Annotated in this window: 20 protein-coding genes and 1 riboswitch; of the genes, 10 read left to right on the top strand and 10 right to left on the bottom strand. The window is 64.8% G+C overall.

Annotated features, from left to right (window positions below):
• The first annotated feature begins 270 nt into the window (after positions 1 to 270).
• Complete coding sequence (locus O0880_RS07640; protein WP_071322891.1) at positions 271 to 1,677, top strand: DEAD/DEAH box helicase; 1,407 nt, start codon at positions 271 to 273, stop codon at positions 1,675 to 1,677.
• Between the two features lie 101 nt (positions 1,678 to 1,778).
• On the opposite strand, the gene O0880_RS07635 is transcribed toward O0880_RS07640, so the two are convergent.
• From O0880_RS07635 to O0880_RS07620, 4 genes are all read right to left on the bottom strand, one after another.
• On the bottom strand, positions 1,779 to 2,237 hold the full coding sequence (locus O0880_RS07635) for an acyl-CoA thioesterase (protein ID WP_071326331.1): 459 nt from the start codon (positions 2,235 to 2,237) through the stop codon (positions 1,779 to 1,781).
• Positions 2,238 to 2,324: 87 nt separating this feature from the next.
• Positions 2,325 to 2,693 (bottom strand): hypothetical protein, encoded by a 369-nt coding sequence (locus O0880_RS07630; RefSeq protein WP_071322890.1) that lies wholly within the window; start codon positions 2,691 to 2,693, stop codon positions 2,325 to 2,327.
• 129 nt (positions 2,694 to 2,822) lie between these two features.
• The gene (locus tag O0880_RS07625) at positions 2,823 to 2,960 is read right to left on the bottom strand and encodes a hypothetical protein (protein ID WP_156894731.1); all 138 of its coding nucleotides are present in this window, start codon (positions 2,958 to 2,960) and stop codon (positions 2,823 to 2,825) included.
• A 221-nt stretch (positions 2,961 to 3,181) separates the two neighbouring features.
• The gene (locus O0880_RS07620; protein WP_156894730.1) at positions 3,182 to 3,355 is read right to left on the bottom strand and encodes a hypothetical protein; all 174 of its coding nucleotides are present in this window, start codon (positions 3,353 to 3,355) and stop codon (positions 3,182 to 3,184) included.
• 164 nt (positions 3,356 to 3,519) lie between these two features.
• Here O0880_RS07620 and O0880_RS07615 point away from each other — a divergent pair, with 164 nt between their 5' ends.
• The 3 genes from O0880_RS07615 to O0880_RS07605 all read left to right on the top strand — a co-directional run bounded on the left by O0880_RS07615 (position 3,520) and on the right by O0880_RS07605 (position 7,081).
• Complete coding sequence (locus tag O0880_RS07615; protein WP_289885865.1) at positions 3,520 to 4,752, top strand: glycosyltransferase; 1,233 nt, start codon at positions 3,520 to 3,522, stop codon at positions 4,750 to 4,752.
• 187 nt (positions 4,753 to 4,939) lie between these two features.
• On the top strand, positions 4,940 to 5,923 hold the full coding sequence (locus tag O0880_RS07610) for an EDSAP-1 family PEP-CTERM protein (protein WP_071322888.1): 984 nt from the start codon (positions 4,940 to 4,942) through the stop codon (positions 5,921 to 5,923).
• Between the two features lie 141 nt (positions 5,924 to 6,064).
• A complete protein-coding gene (locus tag O0880_RS07605) occupies positions 6,065 to 7,081 on the top strand; it encodes an EDSAP-1 family PEP-CTERM protein (protein WP_289885864.1) in 1,017 nt (338 codons plus the stop codon).
• Between the two features lie 29 nt (positions 7,082 to 7,110).
• Here O0880_RS07605 and O0880_RS07600 read toward each other — a convergent pair whose 3' ends face one another.
• The 5 genes from O0880_RS07600 to O0880_RS07580 all read right to left on the bottom strand — a co-directional run bounded on the left by O0880_RS07600 (position 7,111) and on the right by O0880_RS07580 (position 14,012).
• Complete coding sequence (locus O0880_RS07600; protein WP_289885863.1) at positions 7,111 to 8,211, bottom strand: nitroreductase family protein; 1,101 nt, start codon at positions 8,209 to 8,211, stop codon at positions 7,111 to 7,113.
• Positions 8,212 to 9,081, bottom strand: a complete 870-nt coding sequence (locus tag O0880_RS07595) for a ThiF family adenylyltransferase (RefSeq protein WP_071322885.1) — start codon at positions 9,079 to 9,081, stop codon at positions 8,212 to 8,214.
• A 92-nt stretch (positions 9,082 to 9,173) separates the two neighbouring features.
• Positions 9,174 to 10,724, bottom strand: coding sequence for a methyl-accepting chemotaxis protein (locus tag O0880_RS07590; RefSeq protein ID WP_289885862.1), 1,551 nt, complete (start codon positions 10,722 to 10,724; stop codon positions 9,174 to 9,176).
• Positions 10,725 to 10,874: 150 nt separating this feature from the next.
• Positions 10,875 to 11,072 (bottom strand): hypothetical protein, encoded by a 198-nt coding sequence (locus O0880_RS07585; protein WP_010399555.1) that lies wholly within the window; start codon positions 11,070 to 11,072, stop codon positions 10,875 to 10,877.
• Between the two features lie 96 nt (positions 11,073 to 11,168).
• Positions 11,169 to 14,012 carry an insulinase family protein gene (locus tag O0880_RS07580; RefSeq protein ID WP_289885859.1) on the bottom strand — a complete coding sequence of 948 codons (2,844 nt, stop codon included), beginning with the start codon at positions 14,010 to 14,012 and terminating at the stop codon, positions 11,169 to 11,171.
• A 185-nt stretch (positions 14,013 to 14,197) separates the two neighbouring features.
• A riboswitch (FMN riboswitch) is annotated at positions 14,198 to 14,348 on the top strand.
• A 94-nt stretch (positions 14,349 to 14,442) separates the two neighbouring features.
• On the opposite strand from O0880_RS07580, the gene ribB reads away from it, so the two are divergent.
• On the top strand, positions 14,443 to 15,090 hold the full coding sequence (ribB, locus tag O0880_RS07575; RefSeq protein ID WP_289885858.1) for a 3,4-dihydroxy-2-butanone-4-phosphate synthase: 648 nt from the start codon (positions 14,443 to 14,445) through the stop codon (positions 15,088 to 15,090).
• Between the two features lie 4 nt (positions 15,091 to 15,094).
• Here the strand turns inward: ribB and O0880_RS07570 are convergent, their stop codons facing one another.
• Positions 15,095 to 16,465: an MFS transporter gene (locus O0880_RS07570; RefSeq protein WP_289885857.1), complete on the bottom strand. Its 1,371-nt coding sequence runs from the start codon at positions 16,463 to 16,465 to the stop codon at positions 15,095 to 15,097.
• 128 nt (positions 16,466 to 16,593) lie between these two features.
• Between O0880_RS07570 and O0880_RS07565 the strand changes: the two genes are divergently transcribed.
• From O0880_RS07565 to O0880_RS07545, 5 genes are all read left to right on the top strand, one after another.
• Positions 16,594 to 17,460, top strand: a complete 867-nt coding sequence (locus O0880_RS07565) for a LysR family transcriptional regulator (protein WP_289885856.1) — start codon at positions 16,594 to 16,596, stop codon at positions 17,458 to 17,460.
• Between the two features lie 53 nt (positions 17,461 to 17,513).
• Positions 17,514 to 18,332, top strand: a complete 819-nt coding sequence (locus O0880_RS07560) for an ABC transporter permease (RefSeq protein WP_156894728.1) — start codon at positions 17,514 to 17,516, stop codon at positions 18,330 to 18,332.
• A 52-nt stretch (positions 18,333 to 18,384) separates the two neighbouring features.
• Positions 18,385 to 19,395, top strand: a complete 1,011-nt coding sequence (locus O0880_RS07555; RefSeq protein ID WP_071322880.1) for an MlaD family protein — start codon at positions 18,385 to 18,387, stop codon at positions 19,393 to 19,395.
• The gene (locus O0880_RS07550) at positions 19,392 to 20,063 is read left to right on the top strand and encodes a hypothetical protein (protein ID WP_289885855.1); all 672 of its coding nucleotides are present in this window, start codon (positions 19,392 to 19,394) and stop codon (positions 20,061 to 20,063) included. Before O0880_RS07555 ends, O0880_RS07550 begins: the two co-directional genes overlap by 4 nt.
• Positions 20,064 to 20,139: 76 nt before the next feature.
• Positions 20,140 to 21,438, top strand: a complete 1,299-nt coding sequence (locus tag O0880_RS07545; protein ID WP_289887312.1) for an ATP-binding protein — start codon at positions 20,140 to 20,142, stop codon at positions 21,436 to 21,438.

The following is a 21,438-nucleotide window of genomic DNA, read 5'->3' as shown; positions in this document are numbered from 1 at the left end:
TAGTGTCGTTGTGCGCTGCAATATGTTCCCTTGAAGCGATGGCAACACCGCAGTTACATGCACTACAAACTTAGCAGCTTCGCAAGCCTTAGCGCATCCACAGGATGCCGCTTATAAAGCCCTCCCGCCTTGTGTGTCGCACCTGACACCGTCCCGGCGCAAAGCTTTTGTGCCGAAATTTCTTTCTAGTTGAGTCATTTCGTTTTGGTTGGCGTTGCTATTTTGCGTTCTGCTTTTTGCAAGAACGCTGATTTTCACGAAAGAAAAAGAATGACATTTGAATCCTTAGGCCTGCATCCGTCCATCCTCGCCGCTCTGACCGAATCGGGCTACACCGCGCCAACCGCGGTACAGTCGCAAGCGATTCCAGCCGCGATCGAAGGCCGTGACCTGCTGGTCTCGTCGCAGACCGGTTCGGGCAAGACCGCGGCATTCATGCTGCCGTCGCTGCACAAACTGGCCAGCGCCGAACAAAGCGCCGCCGGCAAGACGCCAAACCAGGAAATGCAAGCATCGCGCGCCCGCGGCGAGCGTCCACGCTTCAAGGCTGCCCAGCCAAAAATGCTGGTGCTGACCCCGACCCGCGAACTGGCCCTGCAAGTGACGACCAATACCGACAAGTACAGCACCGGCATCCGCCGCATCAAGGCTGTGTCGATCCTGGGCGGCATGCCTTATCCTAAACAGATGCAATTGCTGGCCAAGAATCCCGAGATTCTGGTCGCCACTCCTGGCCGTTTGATCGACCACATGGATTCGGGCAAGATCGACTTCTCGCAACTGGAAATCCTGGTGCTGGACGAAGCCGACCGCATGCTGGACATGGGTTTCATCGACGACATCGAAAAGATCGTCGAAGCGACGCCGGAAGGCCGTCAAACCATGCTGTTCTCGGCCACGCTCGATGGCGTCGTCGGCAACATGGCGCGCCGCATCACGAAAAACCCGCTGGTCATCCAGGTGGCAAGCTCGAGCAACAAGCATGAAAACATCACCCAGCGCGTGCACTTCGTCGACGACCTGTCGCACAAGAATCGCCTGCTGGACCACCTGCTGCGCGACGAAACGCTGGACCAGGCTGTTGTGTTTACCGCCACCAAGCGTGACGCCGACACCATCGCCGACCGTCTGAACATCGCCGGTTTCTCGGCTGCCGCCTTGCACGGCGACATGCATCAGGGCGCGCGCAACCGCACCCTGGACGGCATGCGCCGCGGCCAGGTCAAGGTGCTGGTTGCCACCGACGTTGCCGCCCGCGGTATCGACGTGCCAACGATCACCCACGTGTTCAACTACGACCTGCCGAAGTTCCCGGAAGACTACGTCCACCGCATCGGCCGTACCGGCCGCGCTGGCCGCAATGGCCTGGCCATCTCGCTGGTGAACCACGCTGAAGGCATGAACGTCAAGCGCATCGAACGCTTCACCAAGCAATTGATCCCGGTCAATGTCATCGAAGGTTTCGAGCCAAAGAAAACGGCGTCGGCACCACGTTCGAGCGCCCGTCCAGGCGGCTGGAAACCAGGCGACAACCGCGGCGGCGCAAAACCAGGCCAACGCACGTTCAGCAAGCCGGGCGCACCGCGTAAAGACGGCGCACCGAGCACCGGCGGCGGCTACAAGGGTTCCAACCCGCGCAGCACCGACGGCGCACGCCGCAGCTACGGCGACCGTTAATCACGGCGCCATGCCGCCACCCGGCGGCAGGCAATAAAAAACGGCCACCAGATCGCTCTGGTGGCCGTTTTTGCATCTGCAACAGCTTGATGCTGCGATGCCTATTTCTTCGACACCTTCTGGCGCGACAGCTTGCGCAGCTTGGCCTGCTCGAAGCGCACCTGCTGCTCCGGCGTCTCCAGCGCCAGCGGCGGCACGGCCACGGGCTTGCGGTTGGCGTCCACGGCCACCATGGTGAAATAGCAGCTGTTGGCATGGCGCACCAGGCGCTGCTGGATATTTTCCGTCACCACGCGGATACCCACTTCCATCGAAGTCGTGCCCGTGTAATTGATCGAGGCGAGGAAGGTCACCAGCTCGCCCACGTGGATCGGTTGCAAGAACATCACCTGGTCCACCGACAGGGTCACCACGTAGCTGCCCGAATAGCGGCTGGCGCAGGCGTAGGCGACGCTGTCGAGGTATTTCAGGATGGTGCCGCCGTGCACGTTGCCGGAAAAGTTGGCCATATCGGGCGTCATCAGGACCGTCATCGTCAATTCGTGGGCCGACCAGTTCATCGCGCTGTCCAAAGTGTTCTCCAAAGGGGATGGTTGTCAATAGGTGGGGGAATGCGAAAACCGGCCGCAGGGGCCGGTTGGTGAGCCTTACAGGCCCAGGGTGTCGATGTCGGCCAGCGAGTCGCGGCCCTTGTCGGAAATGTCGTGGCCCTCGCCCTCGGCGCGCGCCACGATGTGGGCTTTCTTGCCCAGGAAATAGGCCACGTCCGTGTCCAGCTTGGTCAGCGGGTCGACGGCCACGGCGCGCAAGCCCATGATGCAGCGGCGCAGGAACAGCAGTTGTTGCGCCTTCTCGGTGATGGACAGGCGGCCATCGCGCGCATAGCTGAGCAGCTTCAGGCCGGACAGGCGCTTGGCATTGCGGGCAACGCAAGCGCTCGGGCGCTCGGTCTTGATGCCGCGTGCAACTTGCTCCAGCGCGTCATATTCATCGGTCGTTAATTTCTCGTTCTTCATTACTTTTCCATAAAAGGCCAGGTGTTCGGCCCCCATGGTACGCGCCCCGCTGCGCATCGGCAACAGGCAACGTGAATCTGTCACCGTCCGCGCAGCGAACGGATGGCTGAAACACGGGCTGGCTGACGCTTATTTGTAGGTGCGCAGCAGCAACCACGCCAGGCCGCAACCGGCCACGGCGCCTGCCACCGCGAGCGCCATCAGGTTCTTGCCGGTGATCGCGGGCCGCCTGCCCAGGTAAATTTTGTTATGCAAGGAATTGCCCATGATGGTCTCCTGTACAAGAATTTTTATGATGTCTCATTATAAGAACAGAATCGTGACGGCCGCATGACACACAGCAGTTAGCGCGCGTTTTGTATCCACTCGGCAACATTTATTGGCTTTTTTGTTGTTTAAATGGCGTGGCGATACCGCCGCGCGCGCATTCCATTTCCGACTGGAAATAAAGGGCGTGGCGGCAGGTGCGGCGGCATGCCGCCTGTCGCTCACCCCATCTTGACGGGTGGCGCTGGCGGCGTCGGCTCCTCGACCGGCACGGGATCGATGTGCGGCGGCGGCTCCAGCGGCGGCGTAAGCGGATCGCCTTCGGGCGGCGGCGGCATATCGGGTTCTGGCGTGCTGTGCGCGCGCCGCGGAATATCGCGGGATAGTGGGTGCATGGCGGACCTCCTTTACGCTCACTCTAGCCGATGACGGGAAAGCCTGGCGCCCAGCAGCCACGCCTGGCCACGCGTGGCGGGAACCAAACGCCGGTTCGCCACTCCAACCTTGCAGGCATCCGGCAGACAGCAGCATCACGGGAGACGACGCAAGAGCCCATCCAATGACGCGCACAAAAATTCTTTTCGTGGCCGAGGCAGTGACCCTGGCCCATATCGGCCGCCCACTGAGCCTGGCGCAAGGCTTGGACGAGGATGCGTACGACGTGCACTTTGCCTGCGCAGACGGTTATGACTTCTGCTTCAGGCAAGCCGCGTTGCGGCGCTGGCGCATCGACAGCATACCCTCACAGCAATTTCTGCAGGCGCTGGCCAAAGGCAAGCCCGTCTATACAGAAAGCACGCTGCTGCAATACGTGGCAGACGATCTGCGCCTGCTCAACACCGTGCAGCCCGACCTCGTCATCGGCGACTTTCGCCTGTCGCTGTCCGTCAGTGCGCGCCTGCAGCGCATTCCCTACATGACCGTCAGCAATGCCTACTGGAGTCCCCACGTGCGCCAGCATTACACGGTGCCCAGCCTGCCCCTCACCAGCGTGCTGCCCATCTGGCTGGCCAACCCCCTGTTCCGCCTGATCCGCCCGCTGGCCTTCGCCGCGCACGCCGTGCCCCTGAACCGCGTGCGCCGCCAGCACGGCCTGCCATCGCTGGGCAGCGACCTGCGCCGCACCTATACGGATGCCGACCGCACCTTGTACGCGGACATCCCGCAACTGTTTGCGCCGCAGGCCATGCCGCCCACGCACGATTATCTGGGCGCCGTCATCTGGGCCCCGCCGCTCGAGCTGCCGGACTGGTGGCAGCGCGCGGAGCTGAGCAGTGGACGCCCCATCATCTACGTCACCCTGGGCAGTTCCGGCCAGGGCCAGCTGCTGCCGCGCGTGCTGCGCGCGCTGGCCCCCCTGCCCGTCACCGTGCTGGCCGCCACGGCCGGCACCATCCGCGTCGATGCCGTGCCGCCCAACGCCTTTGTCGCCCCCTTCCTGCCCGGCGATGCGGCCGCCCGCCGCGCCAGCCTGGTCATTTGCAACGGCGGCAGCCCCACCAGCCAGCAGGCGCTGACGGCGGGCGTGCCCGTGATCGGCATCGCCGGCAATCTCGACCAGTTCCTGAACATGCATGGCATCGTCGGCGCCGGCGCCGGCCTGCTGCTGCGCGCCGACCGCTTCCAGGAAACGGCCTTGCGCCATGCGGCCACGCGGATGCTGGACGATGCCCAGGCCAGGCTGGCGGCGCGGCAACTGGCGGCCGCCTTCCAGGCTTGCCCGCCGGCGCCGCGCCTGCTGGCCAACATCCGGGCCCTGCTGGCCCCGGCTCCCCACGGCGGCCAGCCCTGACGGCCGCCGTCGGCTTTTCTTACAGCGCCTGCGCCAACACCTGCACCACGTCAACAAAATCCGTCCAAGTCATTGATTTTAAAAGAATCTCATGCATTGGCATGGAAGTCGCTTAGTACTGGCCATGAGCACCTGCCGACAGGGCTCAGGCAAGACTTCCCCAACCACATGATGTGAGGTGATCCAAATGAAATTATCCCAACTGAAACTGCTCCCGGCCGCGGCGGCACTGGCCATGCTGTGCGCCGCCGGTAGCGCCCAGGCGGGCGGCTACGGCTACTCCTACAACAACATCTTCGGCCTGCAGATCGCCGCCGCCACGGGCTCGATCACGGCCCTGAACAGCACCACCATCTCGCGCAGCACGGCCACCCTGAATGGCGTGAGCGTCATCCAGGGCGGTCCCGGCACACTCGATTCGCCGCGCGCCACGGTCGGCGCCGTCACCAAGGGCGAGAACGACTTCACGCAGCAAGGCCCGTCGGGCAACTATTCGCGCGGCGATGCGCAAATCGTCAGCACGCAATTCCCCTCGTTCCCGCCCGGCTCCACTTCCACGCAAGCCGTCAACGTGGCCGAAGTCCACCTGGACGACCCCTCCGGCACGGCCGACGCTTCCGGGCGCAACGGCTCGACCACGGGTTTCTCGGTCAACTTCGTCGTCGGCTCGCCAACGGCAACCCTGAGCTTTGACTTCCTGTCCTCGCCCTTCATGCAGGTCTTCTTGCAAAACAATGTCGGCCCCCTGTCCACGGCGACGGCCAACCTGGTGGTCACCTTCACCATCACCGATTCGACTGGCGCGACGGTCTTCAACTGGACACCCGACGGCGTGGTCGGCTCGGGCATCTCGGGCGGCACGGAATCGGCCGATGATGCCAACCTGAACACCAGCCTGGCGACCAACTTCCTGACGCGCGGCAATCTGTTCACCTATGACCCCACCGGCTGCGGCACACCCACGGGCACGGGCGTAGGCACGGGCTGCGGCGGCAATTTCAGCGCCGTCAGCAATGCCTTAAGCGCCGGCAACTACACGCTGACCCTGAACGCGGTGGAAAGCGTGGACCTCGTGAAACAGCAAGCGGCACCGGAACCGGGCACCTTGGCCCTGCTGGGCCTGGGCCTGGCTGGATTGGGCTATGCCAGCCGCCGCAAGGTCAGCGCCTGAAGCAGCTAACGGGGGGACTCACAGGCGAGGGTGGTCTCCTCGCCTTTTTTATGCGGCAAGCCTGTCGGTTTTCCTTACAGCCTGGCGCCGCCTGCACAGCCGCCGCCATGCCGCCGTCCGAGCAGGAGATGAGGATTTTTCATGAGCATTTTTTCTTGTAACCGCCTTCCCGCGGCGCTGCTGGCCATGCTGTTGCTGGCGGCTGGCGACGCAGCCCACGCCGCGGCATATGGCTATGCGTACACGAGCGTCTTTGGCCTGGTGATCAGCAATCCCACGGGCTCCACCACCTTGCTGAGCAACATCGACCTGTCGCGCACCACGGCCACCCTGAATGGCAGCAGCGTCATCCACGGCGGCAGCAACGAGATTGACGCACCGCAAGCGGCGCGCGGCGCCGTCAGCAAAGGGCAAAACGATTTCACGCAGCAAGGCATGGGCAACGCCTCGTATGCGCGCGGCGATGCGCAGATCGTCACGTCGCAGATCCCGCCCTTCCCACCGGGGTCGACGAGCACGCATACGGTCAATGCGGCGGAAACCTTCCTGACGGGCAGCGGCAACGCCGACGCGTCGGGGCGCAACGGCTCTACCACGGCCATGGCCGTCAACTTCGTCGTCGGCGAACCGGGCGCGACCTTGGCCTTCAACTTCCAGGCCCTGCCCTTCATGCAGCTGTACCTGGATGCCCTGGCCGGCACGGGATCGGCCGCCAGCACGAATATGGCGCTCACCTTCAGCATCATCGACGGCAATGGCCAGATCGTCTTCAACTGGGCTCCCGACGGCAGCCTCGGCTCGGGCATCCTCGGCGGCACCGAACTGGCCGACGACGCCAGCCTGAATACGGGCTACGCCCAGGCGCCGCTGACCAGCGGCAACGTGTTCACCTACGATCCGACCGGCTGCGGCACGCCCACCGGCACGGGCATCGGCACCAGCTGCGGCGGCCAGTTTGGCGCCGTCACGGATCTGCTGGCGGCAGGCAGCTACACGCTGGTATTGAACATGCTCAACAGTTCCGAACTGGCGTATGTGCGCCACGCCACGCCGATGCCGCTACCGGGCACCCTGCCCTTGCTGGCTGCCGGCCTGGCCGCGCTGGCCGCCGTCGCCGGCGCGACTGGCGCAACCGGCTTGGGCAGGCGCCGGGTCTGACGGGCGCCGCCGGCATGGACGGCGCCGCCTCATGGCGCCGTGGCCGGTGTCACGAGCAGCTCGGACAGCGGACGGCGCAGGGAACGCGCGCGGGCAGCCGGCCCGGCGCCGATGCGGCACAGGAAGACGGCCCGATCGAACGCCGCCGCGCCCAGCACGGACTGGCATTGTCCCGCCAGTTCCTGCGCCAGCTCCTGCATGCCCTCGGTGCGCGAAAAAGCCCGCCGTTCCCGCACATAGCGGGAAAAAATCAGCGGCGTCAGTTCCGGCTGCAATTGCAGGCCCAGCTGCGTGGCCGTCAGCCAGAAGCGCTGCATGGCGCGGCCGGCCGCCACGTAGTCATCGATATGGCGCGGCGGCGCATCGGCCAGCAGCACGCCATGCGCGGCGCAATACAGGCCGGGCAACAAGTCCATCTGCAGCCGGGGCGCCAGCGTGCCCGCCAGCCAGGTATTGAAGAAATCCACGCGGCGCCAGCTTTGCATGATCCAGCGCATCAGCCGCGCCGTCATCGGGTCGACGCCGAGCGCCTGGTCCGGGATGCGGTCGTTGCTGAAGCGCGCGCCCCATTCGATCACGTCGCGGTGCACCCTGTGCGCCTCGGGCATGGTCAGGCGCAGCTTCGCATTGTCGAACATCAGGCGCGCGCAGGCCAGGCGCGCGCGCCAGCCTTCATGCCACTGTACGCCATAGCCGGGCGGCAGGCTGGCCGCCAGCGCGGCCTTTTCGCTGGCGCGCAGGCGGCGCGTGCCGAGCCGGCGCCGCTGCACGCTGCGGCGTGGCAAGAAGGCCGCCAGCGGATCGGGCAGCATGCCGGGACTGTCGAGCAGGTGCACGTCAAACGTGGGCAGGGTATCGGGCATGGACAGGCGCCGGCGCGCCTCCATGCGCAAGCCGTGGCTGCTGGCCGCCAGCGCCAGGCTTTCCAGCAAGGCGCCCAGCGACAGCTGGCTGGGATGGCCGTCGAGGTCATACACGCAATGGCTGCGCGTATCGAAGCCATGCACGACGACGTGCCGGGCCTCGACGATCTCGAAGCGCCATGGCTGCGTATTGTCGCCGCTGGGCGCCCAGCGGGCCTGGTCGAGGATGTTTTCCAGGATGGTATCGAGCTGCGGTGCCGGCGCCATCTAGCCTCCCCGCGCCGCGCGGCGCCGCTTGATGATGGCCATCGTCAGCCGTTGCAAGGGATGGCGGTTGCCGCCCGGACGCCAGGTATGCACGAGCTTGTTGCGGTAGGCATCGAAATGCATGCCGTGCGGCGCCGCCACCACCTTGCCGCGCTTCAACAAGATCTTCAGCGCCTCGGTGGCGGCGGCGCCCGCGCACAGCTGGCAACCCATGATGGTCGATGGCCCACGCCGCTCCTTCAGGTTGATGGCGGACGGGTCGACCAGATAGGGAGCATGCAGGCCGGCCGGCGCCAGACCGACGAGGAAACGCAGGGCTTTTTCTTCCTCGGGCAAGTCGCCCCAGCCAAAATACTGCTCGAACGTCATCTTGCCCGGCATGAAGCTGAGCACGGCCGTGCCCATGCCCAGCGGCGCGGCCGTGATGGCGGGGATGCCCAGGCGCGCGCACATGGCGAAGGTGGCTTGCCGCGCGGGGAAGGCGAAGAAATCCAAGCCATCCACGTACAGGTCGACGCCGGCGAAGAACTCCGCCAGGTTGCTCTCATGCACGCCATCGGGAAATGACTTGATGTCCAGTTCGGGGTTGATGTCACGCGCCATCTGCGCCAGCACGGCCACCTTGGGCTGGCCCAGGGTGGACACCATGGCGCCGGCCTGGCGGTTGAAATTGGCGATATCGAAAGTGTCGAAATCGGCGATGTGGAAGGCGCCGATGCCCAGCCGCGCCAGGGTCAGCAAATGCACGCCGCCCACGCCCCCCATGCCGGCGATGGCCACGCGCTTGCCGCGCAGGCTGTCCTGCTCCGCCTGCGTGACCCAGCCCAGGTTGCGGGCGAACGCCGCGTGATAGGAAAAACCGTCTGTCATGCTCACCTCTGCTCTACGTCCATTGCGGACCAAGAATTTTGGACAGGCGAGCAATCAGAAAGTTCCCTTGACTGAAGGGAAAGCTGCCGCCCTTACCGGATCCGGCGCGGCGCCACTGTCGCCGTTCCCACCTTGAACACGCTGACGATCTGCGCCAGCCCAGCCGCCTGCTCGTTCATCGCCTGCGCCGCCGCCGACGCCTGTTCCACCAGCGCCGAGTTTTGCTGCGTCATGTTATCCATCTCGACGATGGCCTGGTTGATCTGTTCGATGCCGGCGCTCTGCTCGGCGCTGGCCGAGGAAATCTCGGCCACGATATCGGTCACATGCTGCACGCTGGAAACGACTTTTTCCATCGTCTCGCCGGCCAGCGCCACCAGTTTTTCGCCGGCGCCCACTTGCTCGGCGGAACTGTCGATCAATTGCTTGATCTCCTTGGCAGCGGCGGCCGAGCGTTGCGCCAGGTTGCGCACCTCTGTCGCCACGACGGCGAAACCACGGCCCTGCTCGCCCGCGCGGGCCGCTTCCACGGCCGCGTTCAAGGCCAGGATATTCGTCTGGAAGGCGATGCCGTCGATGACGGCGATGATGTCGCCGATCTTCTTCGACGAAGCATTGATGGCGCCCATGGTGTCGACCACCTGACCCACCACGCCGCCGGCCTGCGTCGCCACTTGCGAGGCAGAAATGGCCAGCTGGTTGGCCTGGCGCGCGTTGTCCGCATTCTGGCGTACGGTCGACGTCATCTCTTCCATCGTCGACGCCGTTTCTTCCAGCGATCCCGCCTGCTGCTCCGTGCGCGCCGACAAGTCGTGGTTGCCCGAAGCGATTTCGCCGGACGCCGTGGAAATGGCATCCGCATCGTTGCGCACCTGGCTCACCAGGTGTGCCAGGTTATCGCGCATGGCCTTGATCGCCATCAACAGGCTGGACGTGTCGCCAGGGCGCGTCTCGATATGCGTGGTCAGGTCGCCCTTGGCGATTTGCGCGACGATGGCCGCTGCGTAGTCGGGTTCGCCACCGAGCTGGCCCAGGATACGGCGCAGCATCAGCGCCGCCAAACCGCCCACCACCAGCATCAGCGCGCCGCCGATGGCCAGCAGCACGCCCGCCTGGGCCCAGAACTTGTGGTTGATGTCATCGATATACGTGCCCGTGCCGACCAGCCAGTCCCACGGCGCAAATTTCACCACCGCATACATCTTCGCCACCGGGTCCTTGACGCCGGGGCGCGTGCCATCGGCCTGCACGAAGCCGATGCGGCTGTTTGCCAGCGCCGCGCGATAACGGTCGCCCGACTGCTTCATATTCTTTTGCGGCGTGCCGATGCGCGACGCATTCGGATGCACGTACAGCAAGTCCGTGCTGAAATCGCGCACGAAATAATACATCTCGTCCTTGACGAAGCTGCCGATGGCCAGCTTGGCCTGCTGCTGCGCCTGCTCACGCGTGAGCTTGCCCGACTGTTCCAGCGCATACGCCTTTTCCACCGAAGCATTGGCCAGTTCGACCAGCACCGTCAATTGCTCGACGCGCTCGGCCATCATGGTCTGGCGCAGCGAATACAGGGAAAAGGAGGCGATGAGGACGATGCCCAGCAGGGTACTAAAGCACAACAGGAGAATGCGCGAACGGAGAGTCATGGGAGCCTGGAAAAATAATATACAAAAAATGCGCTATGCGTGAAAACGCCTTGAGGTTGCCCTATGGAAATCTTTTCAGAAAAGCAAAACGGGCGGCGCTACCGGGCTGTGCCCGGCAGGCACCGCCCGCTGTGAGTGTGAAGCTGAAGGTCAGGCCAAGGCTTCCTTGGCTGCCTCTTCCGGCGTCAAGCCGTCATAGAACTGGTCGGTAAACCACTCGACCTGCTCTTCGATATGATCTTGCGCCTGTGCCACGGTGGCGCCGCCGGCGACGAGGAAGCCTTCGACCTCGATGCACCAATTGATCAGTTCCAGGGTTTCCGGATCGAGTTCTTCTTTCTTCGCCATCGTGCATTCCTTACTTGTTAAATTGCAATATCACATCAATAAGCAGCAGTTTAACAGCTTCGTCGCCCTGCCGCCCCTGCACGTCAACAATGAAGATTACTTTGATGCAATATTTTTACGTTCCGGATACAGCACCACCTGCACATAATTGCGCATGTCCAGGTAGCGCTGCGCCGCCTGCCTCACGGCTTGCGGCGTGATGGCGCGCACGCGCTGCTCGAAGCGCAGGATTTGCGCGGGATCGCGTCCCTGCGTCACCGAGCCCATCAACTGGTTCATCCAGTAGCGGTTTTCGCGCAGCGATTTCTGCTGGCGCGTGATCCAGTTCAGCTTGACCTTTTCCAGGTCGGACGCGGATGGCCCGTCCGTCTTCATCTTGCTGATCTCGGCAAACGCGGCGGCGATCACCTTGTCGACGTTTTCCGGCCCCGTCGGCAAGCTCAGCGCCACCGAATAGTGGCCGTACGGATGCTGGCCCATCGTCGTTTCAAAGCCGCCGCCATAGATCATGCCCATCTTTTCGCGCAGCACTTCGATGACTTTCAGGTTCAGCACCTCGCCCAGCGCCTGCAAGGTCAGCTTTTGCTCATCCGAATACGCCACGTCGCCATTGAAGGTGATCGAGATATTGCTTTTCGGCTCGCTGCCCATGTAGACATCCTTCTTGACCACCCCGGCCACGGGGCGCAAGCCGACGTCGCGGTAGGCATGCGGCAGCTCGGCCACGGGCAAGGTGCCCAGGTAGCTGGCGATCAGCGGCTTGATCTTGTCGACCTCGAAGCTGCCGGTGAAGATGAAGGTCATGTCGCGCGCGCTGGAAAAACGCTGGCGGAAAATCTCCAGCGACCGCTCCAGGCCCACACGATCGAAATCCTCGGCGCGCGGTACACCTTCCACGCGGGGGCCGTCGCCAAACATGGCATGCTGGATGGCGTCGTAGAACACGGCTTCCGGCTGCGCCATGCTGTTCTTCGCCAGGTCCTGCTGCTTGCCGATGAAGGACTGGTACAGGCCGTCATCCTTGCGGACGTCGTGGAAATACAGGTACACCAGCTGCAGCATGGCTTCCACGTCGGCGCTGCTGGACGAGCCGCCAAAGCCTTCGCTCAGCTCGCCCAGCGAGGCGCCCACGTTGACCGTTTTTCCGGCCAGCACTTTTTGCAGGTCCAGCGGCGCCAGGTCCTTCAAGCCCATGCTGCCGACGACGGCGCTGGCGTAACGGGCGTTGTAGATATCGGCGTCGCCGAACAGCGACTGGCCGCCGAAACGCGTCGACCCCATCAGCACCTGGTCATTCTTGAAGTCCGTCGGTTTCAGCAGCACGCGCACGCCGTTGCCCAGTTTGAGTTCCGTCACGCCGATGGCGCGGTTGAGGGTTTCGCTGACGATGCTACCGCCGGCCGGCGGACCTGCCATCAGTTCGCTGGCGAGGACTTTTTCCGTGCGCGGCTCAACCTTTTGCTGCTCGGCACTGGCGACCGCATCGAGCAATTGCTGCTGCGTCGGTACGGCGGACGCCGTATCGCCCGCCTTCGGCTCGACACCCATGTAGACCACCAGTTTCTTTTGCTGGTCGGGGATTACCTTGGCCACCGTCTCGTTGATTTCCTGCAAGGTCACTTGCGGCAAAAGTTCCCGTGCATACAGCAGCTCGTTGGCGATGCCGGGGATGGCTTCCTGTTCGAGGAAGTTGCGCGAATACTCGGCCACGAAACCGGCCGAATCGGACTTGTCGCGCTCGTTATAGGCGCGTTCGTAGTTGCGCAACATGTCCTTGCGCGCGCGGTCCAGCTCATCCTGGCTGAAACCGAAACGGCGCGCCCGTTCATCTTCCAGCACCAGCGCATCGATGGCCGGCTGCACGCCGCCCTTGCCCAGCAAGGCATACGCGCTGAACGATTCATAGCCGCGCACCAGCTTGCCCATGCTGCTGCCGCCCTGGATGAAGGGCGGGTTGGCCTGCTGCGACAATTCCTGCATGCGCGCGCTGAGCATCTGGCCGTACAGGTTTTCGATCATCTGGCGCCGGTAGTCGGCAATGGTGACGGGTTCCTGCGCGGCGCGGATCGGGTAGCGGATGAAGACGGAATTGTCGGCCGCCTCCTTGTCCGTGATCACCAGCGCTTCCGTCTGCGAGCGCTGCGGCACTTCCGCATACACGCGCGGACGCGGTTTCGCGGGATTTTTCAGCTTGCCGAAATGCGCGCGTATCATCGCTTCGGCCTGCTTCGGCTCGACGTCGCCCACCACCATCACGGCCATCAGGTCGGGACGGTACCAGTCCTGGTAGAAACGCTTGATGGCTTCCGGCTTGAAGGTCTTCAGCACGGACTCCTTGCCGATCGGCATGCGTTCCGCATAGCGCGAACCGTTCAGCAATTTCGGATACAGCACCTTGTTCATGCGGTCGCTGGCGCCCTTGCCCAGGCGCGCCTCTTCCAGCACGATGCCGCGCTCGCTGTTGATGTCGGCCGGATTGAACTTCAAGCCGTGCGCCCAGTCTTCCAGCACGAGGAAACCCTTTTCCAGGTTGCCTTTCCTGTTCGTCGGGATCGGCAACACGTACACCGTTTCATCAAAGCTCGTGTAGGCATTCAGGTCGGCGCCGAATTTCACGCCGATCGATTGCAGGTAAGAAATCAGTTCATTGCGCTTGAAATGCGTGGAACCGTTGAAAGCCATGTGTTCCGTGAAATGCGCCAGCCCTTGCTGGTCGTCGTCTTCCAGGATGGAGCCGGCCTTCACCACGAGGCGCAGCTCGACTTTCTGTGCCGGACGGGCATTTTTCTTGATGTAGTAGGTCAAGCCATTCGGCAATGTACCTACGGTAACTTCTGGTGCCAGCGGCAAGGGGTCGCTCAAGCGGATTTCAGCCTGGGCCATGCAGGCGCATGCCAGCAGGACGGCGCCCGAAATCAGGCGTAATTTACTCAGCTTCATGTAGTGCCTTGCGTAAGATTCAGTAAGCATACCTTACACCGAAATCGACTTTCCGCGATTAAAAACAGCTTAGGGGAAACGACTTTCCCAAGGGAACTTTGTCGAATAAGAAACTCGACCGTGCCCTGCCAGGTTTTTTCAATTGTGCTACAGTATTGCCGCCGGTCATGTGGACCGGCACAACAATACGTCTTCGGGGCGGGGTGCGATTCCCCACCGGCGGTAAGACCGGCAACGGTCAAGCCCGCGAGCGCCTGTCAAATTCCTTTTGGCAGGGTCAGCAGATCTAGTGCAAACCTAGAGCCGACGGTATAGTCCGGATGAAAGAAGATGTGCAGTAGTGTGATGTCCCATCGCCACGGCGATGCGGCCAGTTGCGTCTATTCGCTTGCCCTGCAGCGTTTTTCGCCTATGCGAGGAGCGTTTCACCATGTTAGTCAACAGCTATACCCTGCTTTCCAACGACCTCGAAGGTCGCATCCAGTCCGCCCTGGCCGCCATGCGCGCCGGCATCCCCGTCATCCTGCTCGACGATTTCGACCGTGAAAATGAAGCCGACCTGATCCTGTCGGCGGAAAAACTGACGAATGAAACCATGGCCCTGCTGATCCGCGAATGCAGCGGCATTGTCTGCCTGTGCCTGCCGACGGACGTCGTCAGCACGCTGGAACTGCCGCCCATGTCGTCCGACAACGGCAGCCGCTACGGCACGCCGTTTACCGTCTCCATCGAGGCGCGCGACGGCGTCACGACGGGCGTGTCGGCCGCCGACAGGGTCACCACCATCCGCGCCGCCATCGCCAAGGACGCCAAGCCGGCCGACCTGGTGCGTCCGGGCCACGTCTTCCCCCTGCGCGCCGCGCCCGGTGGCGTGCTCGAGCGTCGTGGCCACACGGAGGGTTCCGTCGACCTGTCGCGCATGGCGGGCCTGAACCCGGCCGCCGTGCTGTGCGAGCTGATGAATCCGGACGGCACCATGATGCGCGGCGACGATATCGAACGCTTCGCGGAACTGCATGGCATGCCCATCCTCACCATCGAGGAACTGGTCGAGTGGCGCAGCACGCGCGAGCAATAAACCTTCAGGCCGCCACGGCCTGCGGCACGTGCACGTGGCGGTGGACGAGTGCCGCCGCCAGGCCATACGCGGCGGCAATCGTCGCATAGGCCAGCGGCAAGCGCAGCGACCAGTCGGGCACCATGTGCAGGATGCTGCCGATCAGGGCCACGCCCACGAGGGCGCCGATCTGCCGGTTCGCATTCAGGGCCGCCGCCGCGCTGTTCGCATGCTGCTTGCCTGCCACCCGCATCACGGTGGCCGTCATGGCGGGAATGGCGATGCCGATGGCCACGTTCATGACGGCCGTGCCCAGCGCCAGCAGCGCAAACGGCGTGCCGGGGCGCAAGGCCATCAGCAGCAAGGCCATGACGGCGCCCACCAGCAAACCGAACAGCATCGGCCGGCGCGTGCCATGCCGTGCCGCAATACTCCCGGCCATGAAATTGCCCACCGTGTAGGCCGCCATCATGGGCAGCAGGCGCAGGCCCGACTGCAAGGCGTCGGCGCCGCCCGCTTGCTGCAGGAACAGGCTCAATAAAAACAGCTGGCCGAAGACGCAAAAGTTAATCAAAAATCCCACGCCATTGGCCGCGCCAAAACTGCTTTTGTGAAACAGTGCGCGCGGCAACAGCGGATGGCTGCCGCTGCGCTCGCGCCGCAGCAATTGCCAGGCGGCCAATACCGTCCATGCCCCTGCCGCCAGCACGCCCGGCGACAGCCAGCCCAGCACGGGACCTTCGATCAGCACGAAACTCAGGCCCGCCAGCGCCGCCACGCCCAGCGCATGGCTGAACAGCGACAGGTCGCGCGGCTGGCGGGCCGGCGCGGCCAGCAGCACCTGCGCCATGACGATGGCCAGCACGCCCAGCGGCACGTTCACCCAGAAGACGCTGCGCCAGCCGAACTGGTGCACGAGGATGCCGCCGATCAGGGGACCGGACGCGCCCGCCACGCCCACCAGCGCCGACCAGGCACCGAGCATGCGCGTGCGTTCGCGCTCGTCGTCGAAGCTGTGCGTCAGCAGGCTGAGCGAGCTGGGCATGAACAGGGCCGCGCCCGCCCCTTGCAGCAGGCGCGCCGCCGTGAGGAAATGGCCGTCGGGCGCGGCGCCGCACAGGATCGAGCCGAGGATGAACACGCCGAGGCCGCCCTGGTACACGGCTTTGGGGCCATAGCGGTCGGCCAGCGCGCCGCCGGCCAGCAGCAGCGCGGCAAACGTCAGGGTGTAGCCGTCGACCACCCAGACCAGGCCCGTCAGCGGGATGGCCAGGTCGCGCGCGATATCGGACAGCGCCACGTTGACGGCCGTGACGTCGATCATGGCCATGACGAAGCCGAACGCCAGGGTCAGCAGGATCAAGCCGTTGGCGCGGCGCGGTGGGATGGCAGACATGGTTTTTCCTTGCAGAGACGGCGGGGCAGCCATTGTAGGAGCGTTGCACAATGCAGTAAACAGGCATAAAATCGGCACTATGATGCAAAAATGCATCAACAAAGAAGAAGTCTGCATGGAGGAAACGCATGGACTGGGATAACGCGCGCATTTTTCTGGCCATCGGCCGGGCCGGCACCCTGCGCGGCGCGGCCGCCCTGCTGTGCATCGACCAGGCCACGTGCGGGCGCCGCCTGGCCGCGCTGGAGGCGTCGCTGGGCGCCACCCTGTTCCTGCGCACGCCGTCCGGCTACGTGCCCACGCCGGCCGGCGAATTGGCGCTCTCGGCCGCCGAGGCGATGGAGCGGGCGGCCGACAAATTGCAAAGGGAAATGCTGGGCGTCGACAACCGCCTGTCCGGCCTCGTGCGCGTGGCCACCACGGACACCATGGCCAGCCATTTCGTCATCCGCGCCATGCAGCGGCTGCATGCGGCCCACCCGGACATCCGCATCGTGCTCAACGTGGCGCCGGCGCTGGCCAGCCTGACGCGGCGCGAAGCGGACCTGGCCGTGCGCGGCGTGCGCCCCACCGACCCGGACCTGATTTCGCGCCACCTCGTCAAGCGCAGCCTGGGCCTGTACGCGTCGCCCGCCTACCTGGCCGAACGGGGCGAACCCGTGCGCGGCACGGCGCTGGCCGGCCACGACATCGTCATCTACCACCATACCGTGACGCCGCGCCACGCGGAGAAGATCGCCGGCGAGCCCGTCGCCAACGCCAGGGTGGCCATGGAAGTGAATTCGGCCATGATGCTGCAGGAAGCGGCGCGCGCGGGCCTGGGCGTGGCCGAGCTGGCCACCCACCTGGGCGATATCGATCCATTGCTCGTGCGCATCTGGCCAGAGCGGGCCGAGCCCTATGACGTGTGGCTCGTCATGCATGCCGACCTGAACCGCTCTGCCAGGGTGCGGGCGGCGGCCGACGTCATCATCGCCAGCGTGGCCGACAAATAGACGCCGCGCGCACGCCAGCCGTGCCTGCCGGGCCGGGCTGATGTTAAGATGCCATGATGACCGTTTCCGTCTCCCTCATCATCGGCCTGCGCCGCCTGCACCGGGCCACCATTGCCTGGCTGGGCAGCTGGTGGCGCCTCGTGCATTTCGCCATCCTCGTGTTTTCGCTGGCCCTGTCGCCGTCGAGCTACAACCGCGCCAACCGCCCCATCCTCGCGCACCGCCTGGTGACGAACACGGCGCCCAACCTGGTGTGGTTCAGCGTCGCCTGCGCGCTGGTCAGCCTGGTACTGATCCGCATCGTCGTCGTCAGCGCGCAAAGCTACGGCCTGTCGCGCTATGCGCTGGAAATGGTGGTGCGCGTGCTGGTGCTCGAACTGATACCGCTGACGGCCGCCCTGTTCGTCGCGCTGCGCCTGACCTTGCCCGATGGTATTGCGTTTGCGCAAATGCGCTCGACCGGCGTGCTCGACACCATGCAGCGCCAGGGCGTTGACCTGCTGCGCCGCGAATACTTTCCGCGCGTCATGTCCGGCATCTTCGCCGTGTGGATGCTGGCCATCGTCAGCTGCGTCACCTCGCTGGTGCTCGCCTACCTCACCATCTATGGCTTCACGCCGTGGGCGCTGCAGGGCTACACGCGCGTCGTGGGGCAGATCTTCAACCCGGCCGTGGCCCTGATCCTCATGCTGAAGGTGGTCTTCTTCAGCTTTGCCGTGGCGCTGATTCCGCTTGCCTCCTCGTACTACCCGGAAGACCCGCGCAGCCGGCGCGGACGCATGTGGGCCGCGCACGGCCTGTCCGAAATGCTGCGCCTGTTTTCCGTCATCCTGCTGATCGAAGTGGCCTCGCTGATGGGCAATTACTATTGATGCCCGCCAGCCGCCAGCGATCCCCACACCATCCATACGAGAGCCCGACGCCATGAGCCAGACACCCACTCCCGACCAGACCGACGTCACGGCGCCAGACGCCGTGCTGCCCGCGCCGCCGCCCGTGCGCCACGCCGAACTGAAGGCGGCCATCCTGCTCGTCTTCATGTTCGTGCTGGTGGTCGGCTCCGTCGTCTACCTGATGTATGCGCGCGGCGCCTTCGAAGCCACGCAGACGCTGGTGCTGACGACCGACGATTCCGACGGCGTGGGCGTGGGCGCCGACCTGACCTTTTCCGGCTTCCCCATCGGCCGCGTGCAGCGCATCGAGCTGGCGCCGGACGGCAAGGCCCGCGTCATCATCGACGTGCCGCGCAAAGACGCGCACTGGCTGCGCACCAGCTCCATCTTCACGCTGGAACGGGGCATCGTCGGCGGCGCCAAGCTGCGCGCCTACAGCGGCATCCTGACGGATCCGCCGCTGCCGGACGACGCCACGCGCGACTTGCTGGTGGGCGACATGGCGGCGGAAATTCCGCGCCTGCTGTCGGCCGCGAAGGACTTGCTGAACAACGTGGCCAGCCTGACGGGCACCGATTCCGCGCTCGACGGCACCCTGCGCAATGTGCAGGCCGTCACGGGCAAGCTCAGCGGTCCGGGCGGCGCCATGGGCTTGCTGACGGGCGACGACAAGCAGTCGCGCCTGCTGGTCGAGCGCGCCAACGCCCTGCTCGTCACGGCGGACCAGCTGGCGCGCCGCACGGACGGCCTGGTGGCCAATGCCGACACGCGCGTGTTTGGCGACAAGGGCGTGATGACGGATGCGCAGGCAACCATCGTGCAGCTGAACGCGCTGCTGGCCGACACGCGCGCCAGCCTGAAAAAGGTCGACGCCGTGCTGGTCGAGGCGCAAGCCGTGGGCGCCAACGCCAGGGCGGCCACGGCCGACCTGGGTCCGCTGCGCGCCGACGTGGAAAGCAATCTGCGCAAGGTCGAGCAGCTGGTCAATGAAATCAACCGCAAATGGCCGTTCAAGCGCAATCCGGAGATCAAACTGCCATGAGAAATATCAATGTAGCGTTGTCCGCGCTGGCGATGGCGGCACTCGCCGCCTGTTCCAGCGGCCCGCCCGTGCCGGACTGGAAGATGAACGCGCAAAGCTCGATCGAGCGTTACGAGGCGGCCTACCTGAATGGCCAGACCCTGGTCGAACAGACGGAATTCCAGCGCGCCCGCAGCCAGGTGGGCGGCACGGGCAAGATCGACCTGGTGGCCAGGGTCGAACTGCTGCGCTGCGCCACGCGCGTCGCCAGCCTCGTCTTCGAAGACTGCACCGGCTTCGACGCGCTGCGCGCCGAAGCCAACGCCGCCGACCGCGCGTATGCGGCCTACCTGGCCGGCACGCTGCAGGCGGCCGACATCGCCCTGCTGCCCGAGGCGCAGCGCGGCGTGGCGGGCGCCGGCTCGGACACGGCGGCGGCCGACGCCGTGGCCGCCATCAAGGACCCGCTGTCGCAGCTGGTGGCGGCCGGCGTGCTGCTGCGCGCCAGCCGCGCCACCCCCGCCCTGCTGGACACGGCCGTCGCCACGGCCTCGGACCAGGGCTGGCGCCGTCCGCTGCTGGCGTGGCTGGGCGTGCAGCGCCTGCGCGCCGAACAGGCGGGCGATGCGCAGGAAGCCGGGCGCATCGCCCGCCGCATGGCCATCGTCGGCCAGCCGCCCGCCCCCTGAACGCGCGCGGCGTGCCGGCCGCGCCGGCTTCAGGCATAATCGCAGCAGGCCGACAGCCAGGCAGCGAGGTGTGACGATGCAGTTCGAGGACTTCGAATTCTTTTCTTCCGACGCCAGGCCGGCGGGCGACGCGGCGCCGGCCGCCACGGCCGACCGCCTGCAATACCTGCTCGACAACACCCTCTCCATCATCTATTGCACCGTGCCCAGCGGCGACTTCAAGATGACCTTTGTCAGCAATAACGCCTTGAACGTGCTGGGCTACCATCCGGACGAGATGGTGGCCGACCCGAATTTCTGGTTCGACCATATCCACCCCGACGATGCGCCCGGCATCTTTTCCAGCCTGGCGCAAATCTTCGTCGAGGGCGCGCGCGCCTATGAATACCGCTTTCGCGTGCGCGACGGCAGTTATCTGTGGATGCACGACAGCCTGCGCCTCGTGCGCGACGAGCACGGCGTGCCGTTCGAGGTGATCGGCTCGCTGACGGATATCACCGAGCGCAAGCGCATGGAAGCGATGCTGCAGGCGCGCGGCGAAGAGCAGCAACTATTGATCAGCAAGTTGCAGGAAGCGCACGACCAGCTGCTGCAGGCGGAAAAAATGGCCTCCATCGGCCAGCTGGCGGCCGGCATCGCGCACGAGATCAACAATCCGATCGGCTTCGTCAATTCCAACATGAGCTCGCTTCAAGCCTATGTCGGCACCCTGTTCGACGTGATCGGGCAATATGAGGCGGCCATGCCCGCCGCGCTGGCCGCGCGCGTGGCCCAGGTGCGCGAACAGGCCGACCTGGCGTACCTGCAGACGGACGTGGTCGAGCTGATCGGCGAATCGATGGATGGCTTGAAGCGCGTGCGCGACATCGTGCAGGCGCTGAAGGATTTTTCCCATGTCGGCGAGACGGACTGGCAGGTAGCCAGCCTGCATGCCGGCCTGGACAGTACCCTGAACATCGTCAGCAACGAACTCAAGTACAAGGCGCGCATCGAGAAGCAATATGGCGAGTTGCCGTCGATTACCTGCCTCGCTTCGCAGCTGAACCAGGTGTTCATGAACCTGCTGGTCAACGCGGGCCAGGCCATCAGCGGCGAAGGCGTGATCAGCATCCGCACGGGCCATGCCGATGGCTGGGTGTGGGTGGAGATCGGCGACACGGGCGCCGGCATCGCGCCCGAACACCTGCACCGCATCTTCGAACCGTTCTTCACCACCAAGGCCGTGGGCAGCGGCACGGGCCTGGGCCTGTCGCTCTCGTACGGCATCGTCATGAAACATGGGGGGCGCATCGAGGTGGCGTCCGAGCCGGGCCGGGGCACGCGCTTCACCATCCACCTGCCCGTGGCGCCGCCGGCGGCACGGCCCAGGGCCTGA

It is taken from the genome of Janthinobacterium sp. SUN118, from assembly GCF_030397695.1.
In the GTDB taxonomy this organism is placed as follows: Bacteria; Pseudomonadota; Gammaproteobacteria; order Burkholderiales; family Burkholderiaceae_D; genus Janthinobacterium.
This window is presented reverse-complemented; position numbering and strand designations above follow the sequence as displayed.